Genomic DNA, 13,675 nt, shown 5'->3' with positions numbered 1-13,675 from the left:
TGACCCATGGCAGATGTACCTCGCAAAGCCGAACAGCAGCAGGAGCGTCCTGAAACACTGTTCGGAATGATCCTCAACTTCCCACTGCGTTTCATCGGAGTGATGTTCGGCTCGTTAATGCTGGCCATCCTGGTTGAGTGGGCTTGCCTGTACTTTCTGTGGCCTTCTGCAGGCTGGCACCACGCCCGGGAGATGCTCGAATACGAACTCAGTTGGCTGTCCCAAGGCTTGCTACACAGCATCGTCATCCAAGAGCCTGGTCGCACGGCCACGTGGCTGGTCCAGTTGCTATACGACTGGCTGATCGTGAAAACCGGCCTGATTGGCTGGTTGAAGAACGCCGAGGCCGTTGCCCAAGCAGGCCCGCGCTCCGAGCTGGATCTGCGATACATGACCGCCCAAGGTGTGTCGGCACTTCAGACCTATGGCCTGGCAGCGGTCTTCACGCTACTCACCTTCTGTGTCCGACTGGTCGTACTGACCCTGACGATTCCGCTGTTTGCCATGGCCGCGTTCATTGGCATGGTCGACGGCCTGGTACGCCGTGATCTGCGCAAGTTCGGCGCTGGCCGAGAGTCGAGCTACCTGTATCACAAAGCACGCAGCTCAATCATTCCCCTGGCCATCCTGCCCTGGACCCTCTACCTGGCAATGCCAATCAGCGTCAGCCCACTGCTGCTACTGCTGCCGTGCGCCGCGCTGCTGGGCGTCAGCGTTTCGATCACCGTAGCCACCTTCAAGAAATATCTTTAACGGAGTCAATGATGAAACGGTCGGACATAGTATTTCTTTTGATAGTCGCAGCCTTCATAGCGTTCCTGTGCTTGCACTACGCGGCGATTCGTTGGGTCGAGAATCTCCTGCAGTCATAGATACGCCCATCCAACCGATGGGCACCGTCGATCTACTGGACATCAGCGTGTTGATCACCGTGGCCACCGTCAAGAAGTCCCCCTTATGAAGACCCTCTCCGATGTAAAACGCCACATGAACTCACATCTGCCCTGGATGACGGTGCTCAGTGATGGCCTGGCCGGCAAGCCCCACGGTCTGAGCAATGACGCCGGCAACGCCTTCGAGAAGTACCTCAAAACCCTGGGGCTCGAATCCATCTCTATGACCCGTGCAACCGGCCGTGGACTGAAGCTGCGCAAAGGTGCAAAACCCATCTGTTCCAGGTACTACAAACGCCCGATCAGCAGCTACAACGACCGCTACCTGCTCCAGCATTTTACCCAAGCCAAGCCCGAGGTACCTGTCCCATGACTACACCAAGCAAGGGCCTGTTGCTGGCCTCCAAAAGCGGCGACATCACGGCAACAAAGCGGATCCGTGAAACAGATTGTGCCTGGCACCTGCAGATCGAGGGCCGGGACGTTCGGGTGAGCAAAACCGATCCACGCCGCCGCACCTTCGAGAACATGAAGGATGCACTTGAGTGGGCTGGAGCTGAGCCAGAATTGATTGCAGAGTTCTCTGAGCCAGCGAGTGGATCTGTCGGAGACGAGCATGTTTGATCGCAGCGACGCATTGGGCTCATCGAGGTTAGGGTGCCTGCCAGCCAGGTCTGGTACGACTTGATGAGGGCCGCCGATACTACTAGCGCTGGTTGCCAGGGAGGTGACCATGCATCCGAGTTTTGAACATGCCCTGAAGGCGCGACTTATGTGGATGCAGGTACGTGCCTACGGTCGGCTGGGGCTTCATCGACAAGCTGGCGAAATTGCCCAAGAGACATATCAGTTGGTGTGGGAGCTTGCTCTGAATGAGGCGTTCTACCCAAGGCACTACGGCGGCACCGTACCGCCAATGATTGCTGATATCCCGAGACTGGCAGCGCTCTACATGAAGGAGTGGCACCTGGAGTCAAGAGAGTCCGAAGCGCTCCGAGAAGAACTCGAAGCCTCCAGGCGCAAAAAGGAGGCCATCGCCCGCGCAGAGGACTGCATTGAACGTAACGACTGGAATGCCCTTGGTTTACCAACTCCAGAGGCGCTGTCCGGACAACTCTACACAGGTAAGGGCGTCCGTGTGGCAGGCCATTACCTGCACTACGACGAAGGCCTGGTCTGGATGGACAACCCATATGGTGTGGAAGGAGGTCTAGGCCAAGAGCCGTCCGTGAAGCTGTGCCGGCAGTTTCTCACCCGCGTCGCCAAAGGCGGCATGTACGGGCCAGAGCCTTGAGATGAGAAGTTAAATGACAAACTGGACTGAAGAACAACGCCCGATAACGATTTCCGATGCCCCCAAGTTGCTGATCCAGGCCGGTGCCGGCAGCGGTAAAACCACGACCCTGCGTGGCTACTCGGAACACCACAGCAATCTGCGAATTCTGTACATCTGCTACAACAAGTCGGTGGAGCTGGCCGCTCGTGGCAAGTTTCCGCGCAATGTAGTGGCGAAGACGGCCCATGGCTTGGCTTATGCCGTCTATGGCACCCAGTTCAAGGCAAAGCAGGCCAACAACCTGCGGCTTACTGATGTGGCCCGTGCCATCAACAGCCAGGACTGGGAGTTGGTGCGTGACGTTGTGACCACGTTGAACAACTACATGGCCAGTGCCGATGATGCGATCAGTCGTCAGCACTTCCCGCGATTTCAGGACAGGCCAACCTTAACCACTGCCCAGGAACAATTTCTGAGCCGCAGTCTTGGCGTGGCCACCGCCCTCTGGAAACGGATGATTGATCCAGCCGATACGGGTGTGCAAATCACGCATGACGGTTACCTGAAACTGTACCAGGTGAGCAAACCGGACCTGAGCCAGCGCTTCGACTGCATTCTCCTGGACGAAGCCCAGGACGTGAACCCGGTGATCGCGGACATCGCACGGATTCAGAAAACCCGCATCGTCGCAGTAGGTGACCCTCATCAGCAGATCTACCGCTTCAGAGGCGCAGAAGATGCTCTGGAGGCGCCCTGGATGGCCACTGCCGAGAAGCACTACCTGACGCAGTGTTTCCGCTTCGGCCCGGAGGTAGCACATGTGGCCAACATTCTCCTGTCGTACAAAGGTGAAACCCGGAAGCTACAGGGCTGGGCGCACAGACGTTCGTGAAGAAGATCCTACCCGATGGACTGCCACAGCGAGCCTACATCCATCGAACCGTAACCGGGGTAATCGACAACGCCCTGGATCTGATCGGAAAACCCGGGGCACGTGAGCAGATCTACTGGGTAGGTGGCATCGACAGCTATTCGCTGCGCGACCTTGAGGACCTTTACGCATTCAGCCGCGGCCGCAATGAACAGGTGCAGAACCGCAAGCTGCTACGGGACTACCGCGACTACGATCAGTACGTGGAAATCGCCGAGGTCACCCAGGACGGCGAGATGCTGCGCTCGATCAAAATCATCAACGCCTACCCGGATCTGCCGGCGAGGATCCTGGCGCTGCGATCGAGCACAGTGAATAGCGAACTGGATGCAACGGTCACGCTGACCACTGCACACAAGGCCAAAGGCCTGGAGTGGGATAACGTGTCGCTGTTCGAGGACTTCACTGCTGACCCGCTCTCACCCGACATTGATGCCGGGCGGCGGGGTGACGAGCTCAATTTGCTGTATGTATCCGTGACACGAGCTATGAAGATTCTGGCCATCAATAGCATGGTGCTATCCATCATAGAGCGCTACGTGCAGGCCCGTAGTGAGCTTCATGGAGCAAGGACGGCATGACTCTCGACAGCTCGATTGCCGTGAATGAGGCGCCCTAACCAAGGTACCACGGCGGCACAGTAGCGCCGATGATAGCTGACGCTTGGGTAGCTCGGATGCTCCAGCACGGCTATCAATTGCAGGAGCCTCGTATCGACAAACGATCAGTCGAAGTTCAACTCCTCGCTCTTGATATGGTTCGCCACCGCACTAGAAATAGCGTCTGAGATACCTTTTTCATTTGCTGCGTAGACGTGCATATCAAGATCAAGAGTAATGGCAGCGCTGTAGATCATTACACCTTCATGGTGGTAGTTGACAAACAAAGAGTGCCAATCCGTGAACTCAACCTCCAGCACCAGATAGACCACGGTTACGGATGACATTCCTAGCTCGTCCTTGAGGAAGGCGAAGGAAACAATTGTGCAATCGCCCCACCAACTCGCCTTGTTCCACCAAAAGGTCATAAACTCGTGAGTGCCACTATCACCAGGGGCTTTGGACAAAAGCGTTGCTAGCTGTCTGAAGCTCTCAAGTGCGGTGGCTTTCAGATATGTGCTGACGACGGTGGTCAACAAGCTGCCGATGTCCACGTCACCCGAGGAGACATCCTGCCTCACTTGGCCACCATTGGCTGCCTTCGCAGTGAAACCCAGATTAAGCAGTTGACGGAACACTTCTTCAAACCACCCCTTTGTCCTCAAATAGTCCGGTTTTGTAATGTCCACGCCTCTCCTCTTCAGAGCAGCGCGTGCTGCCCCATGCGTGTACAGATTCAGGTGAGAGTATGCCGTAACCTGCTCTTGGGCATTATTGCCCATAGCATAGACCAACTGCGAATCAACTGCTGTGGCATCTATGAATGTCATGACGCTCTTCCATACAAAGCCCGAGCGGTATTGCTTGGGCCATTAAAAAGCTATCAGGATTAGATCGTCTGTGGTGTTAAATCGCTTGAGAATTTCACAATCAGTACAGCTCGAGTTTTTTCCGTGCCCTGACGACGATGACAATCAGCTCAATGCACAGTTTGCCAAACCTCTTTAGTCATGTGCTCCGATGGAGAATGTCGGCTCAGAGCTTTCCCATGACACCTGTTCGGTACGATAGCGCGGGGAGCAGTATTGTCATGACGGAGGCTCTCCAGTTCAGGGTTAGGTGAGCGAAGGTACCTTTACCAGAAACGTTAGGAGCCCCTCTGCTGACCACCTACAAGTGCCAAATAAATCCCCCACGCCGAGCTTTCGGTTTCTTGCGGCGCGACCTACTCCTCTGACGGCAAGCTGACATCACCCCACAACGTCAGTGACTTGCCGTGAAAACAGTTTCCCGCCTGAAGATCCCCATCGCTGCATTGGTGCTGAGCGTAATGCAGTCGACTGCCATCGCCGCCGGCGCATCCGAACAGAACCACATCCAGGTCATGATCCGTCAGCTCAACGCTCTGGAAGATTCCGCCAGGCGCAGCGCTCAGGTTAGCCAGGAGCCAGGTCAGCGCTATGCCTTTGACTATGAGCGCTTGGCTGGTGACCTGCAGCGGATCCGCTCCGGCCTGGAACAGTACCTGACACCAAGCCGCGCTCAGCCCCGTGATGCGGCTCAGCTTTCCGGCGAATACATGCATGACGGGAGCGCCGCTCCATGAGCATGTCGGCCGCCCAATCCGCAGCATTCACAGCGGCCAGTGGCCTTACGCCCTCAAGCGGCGCGACCTTCTTTGTGGGACTTGCCTTCGTCATCGCTGCCCTCTGGCTGCTGTGGTCACTGAACAGCATCTATCGCGGCTGGGCGACCTCCAATCTCGACCGTAATACAGCCGGCGCATCAGTTGTGCGGCTGTTCATTTTCTTTCTAACCCTGTCCTTTTTCATACTCAGCTAGTGGAGTTGCAAATGCACACTTTCCTCAAACTCAAATCGAGCCAGAACTGGCTGGCAGGCGCCCTGGCATCGACAGCACCTGCGGCCTTTGCGGCTCTCCCCCAAGCTCAAGCGCCTACTCGCGGCGAGGGCCAGAGCTGGATGCAGACGCTGCAAAACTATGGCTACGACGGCTTCATGCTGCTCGCCCTCATCCTGATCGCAGCAATGATGCTGGGTGTCGCTACCCACGCCTACGGCGTTTACCACGAAATTCACGAAGGCAAGAAGAAATGGCGAGACCTGGGCTCTACCGCCGTTGTCGGTGTAGGCCTGATTGGCATCGGCATCTTCATCGGCACCAAGGCCACTGGCGTTCTGTAATCAGGAGTTCCAGATGGCTGACGAGTCGATCGGCGAAGACGGAACACTTCAGTTCCTGCCAAACAACCTGAACCGGCAACCCGTCGTCATGGGCGGGCTGACTGCCGATGAGATGTGGTCAACCCTGGGCCTGAGCGGTGTGGCTGGTCTGCTGCTCGGCATTCCGATTGCGTTTGCGTTCGGCAACCCGGCACTTGTGATTGCCGGAGGCCTGGTCGGTGGAGCACTGGGGCTGACCGTGGCCAGCCGGATACTTCGCAGAATGAAGCGCGGTCGTCCTGACACCTGGTTCTACCGTCGTGTGCAGTTGCTCATCGCGCTGCACCTGCCCTTCCTCCCCTTTTGGAACAACCTGGGCCTGGTCATCAGATCCGGTGCCTGGTCCTGCCGTCGCACGGAGTGATCAATGACTTTCCGTAAAAAAGTGGACGCCCAGCAGGCCCACATTCTCAGCCTGCGCATCTCTATCGGCTTCATGGCCTTTGTCAGCGTGGCATTGGCAGTCGGATGGTGGTCGGCTCCTCGCGATCTGACCATTCATGTGCCACCTGACCTTCGCTCAGGCAGTACCCGCATGTGGTGGGACGTCCCGCCGGAGTCTGTCTACGGCTTCGCGTTGTACATCTTCCAGCAAATGAACCGCTGGCCAACCGATGGCGAGGTCAATTACGAGGACAACATCTTCCGTCTCTCGGCGTACCTGACCCCCAGTTGCAAATCCTACCTGCAGAAGGATTTTGAGCTCCGGCGCAATGCCGGCGAGCTACGACGCAGGGAGCGTGGAGTCTTCGAGATTCCAGGCCGTGGTGTCAACGATCAGAAAGAGCAGCGCACCATCGCTCACAACATCAATTCCTGGACGGTGAACCTTGATATGGCCGCCGACGAGTATTACGGCGGCGAGCGGGTGAAGCGCGCACTAGCCCGCTACCCCTTGCACGTGATTCGTGCTGATGTCGATCCAGAAAGCAATCCATTCGGGATGCAATGGGATTGCTATTCGAGCCCCCCGCAACGCATCGAGGTCGACGTGAACGACCCAGGGGGTAAATGATGAAGCATCTCACCAAGGCGCTGGTCCTGATGCTGTTGGTCAGCGGCCACTGCGCAGCCGTAGAGATCCAAAAATGGGAGCGCATCCCTATTGCGATCCCGCTGCTCGTAGACCAGGAGCGGATCATTTTCGTTGATCAGAATGTTCGTGTGGGTCTGCCCGGCGACCTGGCCAGCAGGCTCCGCGTGCAGAGCACCGGTGGAGCGGTGTACCTGAGAGCCAGCGAGCCTATCCAGCCGACACGCCTGCAACTGCAAGACGTGGCCACCGGCGAAATCATGCTGATCGACATCATGGCCACGCCGGTAGCGGAGGGGCAAGCGGCTCTTGAACCCGTCAAAATCGTCCCCGGCAACCCCGTTTCCAGCCGATACGGGCGCGCGGGAACGACCAGGCAAAGTACCGCTGGATCTGCCGGTGCTCCCCAAGCCCAAGGTAGCGATGAACCCGCTGTACCCAAGCGCGAGACACCGATCCCCGTGGTACTGACGCGCTATGCCGCGCAAATGATGTATGCGCCGTTGCGAACCGTCGAACCCGTTACCGATGTCGCTCAGGTCAGGATCAAGGCCGGTATCAACCTCAGCACCCTCCTGCCAGTGCTGCCGGTACAGACCTCGCCGCTGGGTGCCTGGCGTCTGGACGATTTCTACGTCACAGCCATCAAGCTGCAGAACACTAGTGACCAACAACTAAAGCTCGATCCGCGAGAGTTGATGGGAAACTTCGTTTCTGCCGCCTTTCAACATCCCTACCTCGGAGGCCGTGGGCAGGCTTCGGACACCACCACGCTGTACCTGGTGACCCGGGGTAAAGGCCTGGCTGAGTCGCTGCTTCCCGTTTCGATCAACCAGATTGACCCGAAAGGAGCCCGCCATGGCGACACTCAGCGGTAATCCGCTACTCAAGTGGCTGGCCATCCCCTTTGTTCTGCTGGTCGTGGTGATGGTTACCGACATGTCCGGCAAACAGGGGGCTCAGCAGAACGTCGCTGGAACACCGAGTATCGGTGCCACCGACGCAAAGGCCTTGGGTGTTGACGGTGATACACCTGGTGACACGCTTCGAACAGTCGTAGCTGAAACCCGGCAGCTCAAGGACCAGTTGAAGAAGACCCAGGACGGCAACGAAGCCCTCAAGCGCGACAATCAGGATCTGCAAGCGCGGTTGCGCGGTTATGACCAAACCATCAATCAGCGACTGGAATCGGTGCAACGGGAGGCTGACGATAAGGCCGGTCAGCGCGTCCAAGGTATGCTGGAGAGCCTGCAATCTCAGTTGGATGCATTGAGTAGCGGCAATCCGGCGGCATCGAGCGATCTGCCGATCGGCTTTGGCGTACAGCCAGGCGACGGTGCTGGCTTCCAGCGTGGCTCGCAAGAGGTTGTCTGGGTGGAGCCTGAGGATCGAACTGCCCGTGATGCCTCGGGCAATCCGTTGGCAGCGGGAGGCTCCCAGGCTGCCAACAGCTTCAGTTACCCGACATCCTTCGGTGCAGCGGCCGATCGAGGCCAGACGCTGATCAACAACTCGGCCCAGGCCATTGAGGCCCAGGCATCTGCGCAGGATGCACGGAATCAGGTTCGCAAGACCTTCACTCTGCCTCAGAACTCGACCCTGATGGGGTCGGTGGCCATGTCTGCACTGATCGGCCGGGTGCCGATCGATGGCACAGTCAATGACCCCTACCCCTTCAAGGTCATGATCGGCCCAGACAACCTCACGGCCAACGGCATTGATTTGCCTGACGTCGCCGGCGCGATTGCCAGCGGTACGGCCAGTGGTGACTGGACGCTCTCGTGCGTGCGCGGGCAGATCCGTAGCCTCACGTTCGTCTTCAACGACGGGACAGTCCGCACCTTCCCCGCGCCGCAGGAGGAAGGTAACGGCAACAACCAGAACAACAACCAAACTAGCAGTGAAGGTCAGCAAAGCATCCGCGGTGGACTGGGCTGGCTCAGCGACCCCTACGGCATTCCGTGCATCGCCGGCGACCGTCGCTCCAATGCCAAGGAATACCTCACCAATCAGTCGCTGTTGACGGCAGCAGGTGCCGGCGCCGCCAAGATCCTCAAGGCAGATGAAACCACCAACTCGACGTCGTTCAGCAGCGGCGGCACCACCTTCGGCAGCACCGGCAACACGGGCAACTCAGCCCTCGGCGCAATCCTAACCGGCGGCGTAAGCGACATCCGCGCCTGGATGAACAAGCTGTATGGCGAGGCCTTCGCCGCTGTGTACGTGCAACCCGGCGCCAAAGTCGCCGTGCATCTCGATCAGCAGCTCGCCATCGATTACGAGCTCAAGGGCCGCAAGGTCGATTACTCCTCAGGAGCTACACATGTCTCAGCATCCCTCGATTAGATCGTTATCTACCTGCATTGCTGTGTTGATCCTGGGCGTGCTTTCCTCCGGCTGTTCGACCAGCAAGGACGAGATCCTACCCCGGCCAGACAGCACGATGATGGATGTCTGGCAACAGGGCACCACTGGCAGCGGAGGCAGCGCGGCTGGACAGAAACTGATGGACGCACGCCAGTCACTGCGCCGTCCGATCAGCGCCGCCGAACTGGCGGCCAGCAACGACCAGGCTGAGTTTTCACGCACCTCTCAAAACGAGATCTATAGCCAGTTCAAACGCCTGCCCAACCCGGACCTGGTGATGTACGTGTTTCCACACCTGGCCGGCTCCGACCCCGCGCCGGTGCCGGGCTACACCACCGTGTTTCCTTTCTACCAGCGGGTGCAGTACGCCATGCCCGGCGAGCGTACGGAGGACTACTGATGAGCATCTTTAAACGACTCCTGGGCCGCAACCGTGCAGGGAACGAAGGGGTCAGCCTTGCAGAAGAACCCACCCTCGGATCTGAATCTGAAGCCACGTCGGTTCCTGTGGTAGATCCGGCATACCTCGCTGACCAGGCCAGCAAGCGCTACCTCGACCGCCTGGCGAATCAAGGGGTGCCGGCACCGCACGACTGGCGAAACCCGAAAGCCCGCCCCGCTACCGAACAGGACGTGACGCGACTTTACGACGTGCATCCGTCGTTCGTTGACCTGCTGCCCTGGGTCGAATACCTGCCCGAAGAAAAAGCCATGCTCCTCGAGGACGGCGTGTCCAGGGCAGCGTTCTTCGAGCTGACGCCGATCGGCACCGAGGGCCGGGACCCGGAGTGGCTTCGTAGCGCACGTGACGCACTGGAGAATGCCCTGCAGGACAGCCTCGATGAGCTGGAGAGCTCCCCATGGGTGGTTCAGATGTACGCCCAGGACGAAACCAACTGGGACAGCTATCTGGAAACCTTGCGAGGGTACGTGCAAGAGCGCGCCCAGGGCACCGAATTCAGCGATCTGTACCTGCGGCAGTTCAAGGATCACCTCAACGCCATCTCCAAACCGGGTGGGCTGTTCGAAGACACCGCCGTCAGCAAACTGCCATGGAAGGGCCAACAACGGCGGGTGCGCCTGGTTGTGTATCGTCGGGTGCGCAAGGCCGACACCGTGGTGCGCGGCCTGGATGCTCCTACCTACCTGCAGGTGATCGTCGACCGATTGACCGGTGCCCTGACAAACGCCGGCGTTCGGGCCACGCCCATGGACGGCCGTGCAATTCACCACTGGCTTTTGCGCTGGTTCAACCCGAAGCCGGATCACCTCGGCTCGACTCCGGCAGACATTCGAGCCTTCTACGAGCACGCCGGCGCGGTTGATGAAGGTGGTGAGGACGACATACCGCTGGCCAGCGGCACGGACTTCTCGCAGAACCTCATGTTCCGTGAACCACGGTCGAGCACCGAGTCAGGCTTCTGGTACTTCGACGCAATGCCCCACCGGGTGGTGTCTGTCGATCGACTGAGAACCTCCCCGCGTACCGGCCACCTGACCGGTGAGACCAAGAAAAGTGACTCCTTGAATGCCCTGTTTGACCGGCTTCCAGAGGACACCATCCTGTGCATGACCATGGTGGCCACGCCACAGGATCTGCTCGAAGGTCACCTGGAACAGCTCTCCAAGAAGGCAGTCGGTGACACACAGGCCTCAATCCACACCCGGGAAGACGTCGAGATCGCCCGCAAACTGATCGGGCGCAAGCACAAGCTGTACCGTGGCAACGTCAGCTTCTTCCTGCGCGGTAAAGACCACAAGCAGCTCGAAGACCGCACCCTGCAGTTGAACAACGCACTGCTCGGGGCCGGGATTCTGCCGGTGCAGGCGCAGGACGAAGTTTCTCCCCTCAACACCTACCTGCGTTGGTTGCCGGGCAACTTTGACCCGAACGAGCCACGCGCCATGGACTGGTTCGTGCAACTGATGTTTGTCCAGCACATGGCCAACCTGGCGCCCATTTGGGGCCGCTCCACCGGCACCGGCCACCCTGGCATCACCTTGTTCAACCGAGGCGGTGCACCACTGACTTTCGACCCCCTGAATCCGCTGGACAGGCAGATGAACGCGCACATGTTCATCTTCGGTCCGACCGGTGCGGGCAAGTCAGCCTCAGCGACCAATATCATTTGCCAAGTCCTGGCAATTTACCGACCACGGATGGTGATCATCGAGGCCGGTAACAGCTTCGGCCTGCTGGCCGACTTCGCCCAGCGCCTTGGCCTGACCGTCAATAAAGTCCGTATGGCGCCTGGCTCTGGCGTGAGCCTGGCGCCGTTCACCGATGCGATCAAGCTGGTACAGAATCCCGGCTCCGTGAAAATCCTGGATGCGGATGATCTGGAAGCCTCTGACCAGGATACGGCCAGCGCACCGGACAACACCGAGGACGACCAGCGTGACATCCTCGGCGAACTGGAGATCACCGCGCGCCTGATGATCACCGGTGGCGAAGAGAAAGAGGATCAGCGCCTGACCAGGGCTGACCGCAGTGCGATTCGCCAGTGCATCCTGAATGCCGCTACAGCGTGCATGAAAGCCGATCGCCCTGTGCTGACCCAGGATATCCGCGATGCGCTGCAGGACATGGGGACCGACCAGAACCTCCCGGAAGCGCGCCGCACTCGTTTTATGGAAATGGCCGAGGCCATGGGCATGTTCTGCATGGGCACCGAAGGCGAGATGTTCAACCGCCCGGGCACGCCATGGCCCGAGGCTGATGTGACGGTGGTGGACTTGGCCACCTATGCCCGCGAGGGTTACCAGGCGCAGATGGCCATCTCCTATATCTCACTGCTGAATACCGTGAACAACATCGCCGAGCGCGACCAGTTCAAGGGCCGACCACTGATCTGCTTCACGGACGAGGGCCACATTCAGCTCAAAGTGCCGCTGCTATCACCCTATGCAGTCAAGATCACCAAGATGTGGCGGAAGCTCGGTGCCTGGTTCTGGATGGCCACGCAGAACATCGATGACGTTCCTCCCGAGGCATCTGCGCTGCTCAACATGATCGAGTGGTGGATCTGCCTGAACATGCCACCGGATGAGGTCGAGAAAATCGCACGCTTCCGCGAACTGACGCCTGCGCAAAAGTCGATGATGCTCTCGGCCCGCAAGGAGAACCGCAAGTTCACCGAAGGCGTTGTGCTGTCCAAACGCCTGGAACTGCTGTTTCGAGTCGTGCCGCCCAGCTTGTACCTGGCCTTGGCCATGACGGAACCGGAAGAGAAGAAAGCGCGGTTCGACATCATGCGCTCCACCGGCTGCGACGAGCTGGGCGCTGCCATCGAGGTCGCAGCCGGCCTGGACCGCCGCCGGGGCATCACCTCCACGCCCATCCAGTTCAGAACCCCGACCACGACTACCATCCCCGAGGCAGCGGAGCGCCCTGCATGAGAGCCATGAATGCCCTGACCCAGAACCTGATCGACACTCTGGTGATCCTCCTGAAAGAGCCTGGCCAAGATACCTTGGAGACCCTACGGATCTCCTCGCCCGTTCTGATCGAGCAACTGCAACTGGTCCAGGAACAGGCTGTTGATCGCCGAGACGTGGGATATCTGATCCAGAGTGCCCTGGATGATTGGCTGAATCAGCATCCTCAACCCGATGAGGCCCTGCAGGCGCTGTTCGATGCGTTATCGAAGCAGCACTTGATCGCCCGGACAAGGACATTGGTATGAAGCAGATCACCGGTATGTTCACAGGACTGATATGCCTCGTGATCATCATCCTCGCGCTCGCATGGAAATTGCCATCAACAGCACCTCAGCGGCATCAAGGCCCATGGGTGTATGGTCCGGCCGAAGCGAAATTCACAATCATTGAGTATGCGGATCTGGAGTGCCCGTACTGCAAGGAATACACGCCTTGGCTCAAGCTATGGGTCGACGGGCAGAAAGACGTCAATCTGCAGTGGCATCACCTGCCCTTGGACATCCATGGCCCGAACGCATTGTACGAGGCGTACCTGGTCGAGTGCGCCGGCCAGACCGGAGGTAACGATGCATTCTGGAAAGCCGTGGATATCGTATTCGCACAAACCGCAGGTGGTGGTCAGGGTTTCAAAGACACTTTACGCCTGCCAGGTAACGAACACGGCGAGCTGGATAGCTGTGCCCGCAAGGACACAGATGTGAAAGAGGCAGTAAGACAGGCTATCGAAGCGGCAAGACGGGCTGGGATCAAGGCAACACCCACGCTGGTGATCACCCACAACCCTAGCGGTAAGCAGGTCACTGTCGAAGGCGCCGCTGATGCGGATACGTTGACTTCGGCGCTAGATCTGGTGGCAGTCCAGGAACAGCCTGCTGCAGCTAACTGACACTGG

General features: G+C 58.7%; 16 protein-coding genes and 1 pseudogene. 16 read left to right on the top strand and 1 reads right to left on the bottom strand.

The window, feature by feature from the left end; all coding sequences use genetic code 11:
- Positions 1–6 precede the first annotated feature (6 nt).
- From NJC40_RS13760 to NJC40_RS13740, 5 genes and pseudogenes are all read left to right on the top strand, one after another.
- The gene (locus NJC40_RS13760; RefSeq protein ID WP_253138773.1) at positions 7–753 is read left to right on the top strand and encodes a TIGR03747 family integrating conjugative element membrane protein; all 747 of its coding nucleotides are present in this window, start codon (positions 7–9) and stop codon (positions 751–753) included.
- A gap of 204 nt (positions 754–957) precedes the next feature.
- Entirely contained in the window at positions 958–1,266 is a 309-nt protein-coding gene (locus NJC40_RS13755; RefSeq protein ID WP_253138775.1) for a hypothetical protein, read from the top strand.
- A complete protein-coding gene (locus NJC40_RS13750; RefSeq protein ID WP_253138776.1) occupies positions 1,263–1,517 on the top strand; it encodes a hypothetical protein in 255 nt (84 codons plus the stop codon). The genes NJC40_RS13755 and NJC40_RS13750 overlap by 4 nt, the downstream gene beginning before the upstream one ends.
- 109 nt (positions 1,518–1,626) lie before the next feature.
- On the top strand, positions 1,627–2,187 hold the full coding sequence (locus NJC40_RS13745; RefSeq protein WP_253138778.1) for a hypothetical protein: 561 nt from the start codon (positions 1,627–1,629) through the stop codon (positions 2,185–2,187).
- Between the two features lie 13 nt (positions 2,188–2,200).
- Positions 2,201–3,681, top strand: a pseudogene (locus tag NJC40_RS13740) (UvrD-helicase domain-containing protein).
- A gap of 143 nt (positions 3,682–3,824) precedes the next feature.
- On the opposite strand, the gene NJC40_RS13735 reads toward NJC40_RS13740, so the two are convergent.
- The gene (locus NJC40_RS13735) at positions 3,825–4,529 is read right to left on the bottom strand and encodes a hypothetical protein (protein WP_253138780.1); all 705 of its coding nucleotides are present in this window, start codon (positions 4,527–4,529) and stop codon (positions 3,825–3,827) included.
- 500 nt (positions 4,530–5,029) lie between these two features.
- Here NJC40_RS13735 and NJC40_RS13730 point away from each other — a divergent pair, with 500 nt between their 5' ends.
- The 11 genes from NJC40_RS13730 to NJC40_RS13680 are packed head-to-tail and all read left to right on the top strand — an operon-like array spanning position 5,030 to position 13,669.
- Positions 5,030–5,305: an integrative conjugative element protein, RAQPRD family gene (locus tag NJC40_RS13730; protein WP_253139487.1), complete on the top strand. Its 276-nt coding sequence runs from the start codon at positions 5,030–5,032 to the stop codon at positions 5,303–5,305.
- Positions 5,302–5,541, top strand: a complete 240-nt coding sequence (locus tag NJC40_RS13725; protein WP_253138783.1) for a TIGR03758 family integrating conjugative element protein — start codon at positions 5,302–5,304, stop codon at positions 5,539–5,541. Before NJC40_RS13730 ends, NJC40_RS13725 begins: the two co-directional genes overlap by 4 nt.
- An 11-nt stretch (positions 5,542–5,552) precedes the next feature.
- The gene (locus NJC40_RS13720; RefSeq protein ID WP_253138785.1) at positions 5,553–5,903 is read left to right on the top strand and encodes a TIGR03745 family integrating conjugative element membrane protein; all 351 of its coding nucleotides are present in this window, start codon (positions 5,553–5,555) and stop codon (positions 5,901–5,903) included.
- 13 nt (positions 5,904–5,916) lie between these two features.
- A complete protein-coding gene (locus tag NJC40_RS13715) occupies positions 5,917–6,306 on the top strand; it encodes a TIGR03750 family conjugal transfer protein (protein WP_253138788.1) in 390 nt (129 codons plus the stop codon).
- A 3-nt stretch (positions 6,307–6,309) separates the two neighbouring features.
- The gene (locus NJC40_RS13710) at positions 6,310–6,957 is read left to right on the top strand and encodes a PFL_4703 family integrating conjugative element protein (protein ID WP_253138791.1); all 648 of its coding nucleotides are present in this window, start codon (positions 6,310–6,312) and stop codon (positions 6,955–6,957) included.
- Positions 6,954–7,853, top strand: coding sequence for a TIGR03749 family integrating conjugative element protein (locus tag NJC40_RS13705; RefSeq protein WP_253138794.1), 900 nt, complete (start codon positions 6,954–6,956; stop codon positions 7,851–7,853). The genes NJC40_RS13710 and NJC40_RS13705 overlap by 4 nt, the downstream gene beginning before the upstream one ends.
- Positions 7,834–9,321, top strand: coding sequence for a TIGR03752 family integrating conjugative element protein (locus NJC40_RS13700; protein WP_253138796.1), 1,488 nt, complete (start codon positions 7,834–7,836; stop codon positions 9,319–9,321). The genes NJC40_RS13705 and NJC40_RS13700 overlap by 20 nt, the downstream gene beginning before the upstream one ends.
- A complete protein-coding gene (locus NJC40_RS13695) occupies positions 9,299–9,742 on the top strand; it encodes a TIGR03751 family conjugal transfer lipoprotein (RefSeq protein ID WP_253138799.1) in 444 nt (147 codons plus the stop codon). The genes NJC40_RS13700 and NJC40_RS13695 overlap by 23 nt, the downstream gene beginning before the upstream one ends.
- Complete coding sequence (locus tag NJC40_RS13690; RefSeq protein ID WP_253138801.1) at positions 9,742–12,741, top strand: conjugative transfer ATPase; 3,000 nt, start codon at positions 9,742–9,744, stop codon at positions 12,739–12,741. Before NJC40_RS13695 ends, NJC40_RS13690 begins: the two co-directional genes overlap by 1 nt.
- Positions 12,738–13,028, top strand: coding sequence for a hypothetical protein (locus tag NJC40_RS13685; RefSeq protein WP_253138803.1), 291 nt, complete (start codon positions 12,738–12,740; stop codon positions 13,026–13,028). Before NJC40_RS13690 ends, NJC40_RS13685 begins: the two co-directional genes overlap by 4 nt.
- Positions 13,025–13,669: a DsbA family protein gene (locus NJC40_RS13680; RefSeq protein ID WP_253138806.1), complete on the top strand. Its 645-nt coding sequence runs from the start codon at positions 13,025–13,027 to the stop codon at positions 13,667–13,669. Before NJC40_RS13685 ends, NJC40_RS13680 begins: the two co-directional genes overlap by 4 nt.
- Positions 13,670–13,675: the final 6 nt, after the last annotated feature.

This window comes from Pseudomonas sp. 21LCFQ02 (assembly GCF_024129895.2).
Taxonomy (GTDB): domain Bacteria; phylum Pseudomonadota; class Gammaproteobacteria; order Pseudomonadales; family Pseudomonadaceae; genus Aquipseudomonas.
This window is presented reverse-complemented; position numbering and strand designations above follow the sequence as displayed.

Bases quoted from the DNA above. Each gene is read 5' to 3' on its own strand.
- NJC40_RS13725 (WP_253138783.1), top strand. From the start codon at position 5,302: ATGAGCATGTCGGCCGCCCAATCCGCAGCATTCACAGCGGCCAGTGGC.
- NJC40_RS13760 (WP_253138773.1), top strand. From the start codon at position 7: ATGGCAGATGTACCTCGCAAAGCCGAACAGCAGCAGGAGCGTCCTGAA.
- NJC40_RS13715 (WP_253138788.1), top strand. From the start codon at position 5,917: ATGGCTGACGAGTCGATCGGCGAAGACGGAACACTTCAGTTCCTGCCA.
- NJC40_RS13690 (WP_253138801.1), top strand. From the start codon at position 9,742: ATGAGCATCTTTAAACGACTCCTGGGCCGCAACCGTGCAGGGAACGAA.
- NJC40_RS13755 (WP_253138775.1), top strand. From the start codon at position 958: ATGAAGACCCTCTCCGATGTAAAACGCCACATGAACTCACATCTGCCC.
- NJC40_RS13720 (WP_253138785.1), top strand. From the start codon at position 5,553: ATGCACACTTTCCTCAAACTCAAATCGAGCCAGAACTGGCTGGCAGGC.
- NJC40_RS13700 (WP_253138796.1), top strand. From the start codon at position 7,834: ATGGCGACACTCAGCGGTAATCCGCTACTCAAGTGGCTGGCCATCCCC.
- NJC40_RS13685 (WP_253138803.1), top strand. From the start codon at position 12,738: ATGAGAGCCATGAATGCCCTGACCCAGAACCTGATCGACACTCTGGTG.
- NJC40_RS13750 (WP_253138776.1), top strand. From the start codon at position 1,263: ATGACTACACCAAGCAAGGGCCTGTTGCTGGCCTCCAAAAGCGGCGAC.
- NJC40_RS13735 (WP_253138780.1), bottom strand. From the start codon at position 4,529: ATGACATTCATAGATGCCACAGCAGTTGATTCGCAGTTGGTCTATGCT.
- NJC40_RS13745 (WP_253138778.1), top strand. From the start codon at position 1,627: ATGCATCCGAGTTTTGAACATGCCCTGAAGGCGCGACTTATGTGGATG.
- NJC40_RS13695 (WP_253138799.1), top strand. From the start codon at position 9,299: ATGTCTCAGCATCCCTCGATTAGATCGTTATCTACCTGCATTGCTGTG.
- NJC40_RS13730 (WP_253139487.1), top strand. From the start codon at position 5,030: ATGCAGTCGACTGCCATCGCCGCCGGCGCATCCGAACAGAACCACATC.
- NJC40_RS13680 (WP_253138806.1), top strand. From the start codon at position 13,025: ATGAAGCAGATCACCGGTATGTTCACAGGACTGATATGCCTCGTGATC.
- NJC40_RS13705 (WP_253138794.1), top strand. From the start codon at position 6,954: ATGATGAAGCATCTCACCAAGGCGCTGGTCCTGATGCTGTTGGTCAGC.
- NJC40_RS13710 (WP_253138791.1), top strand. From the start codon at position 6,310: ATGACTTTCCGTAAAAAAGTGGACGCCCAGCAGGCCCACATTCTCAGC.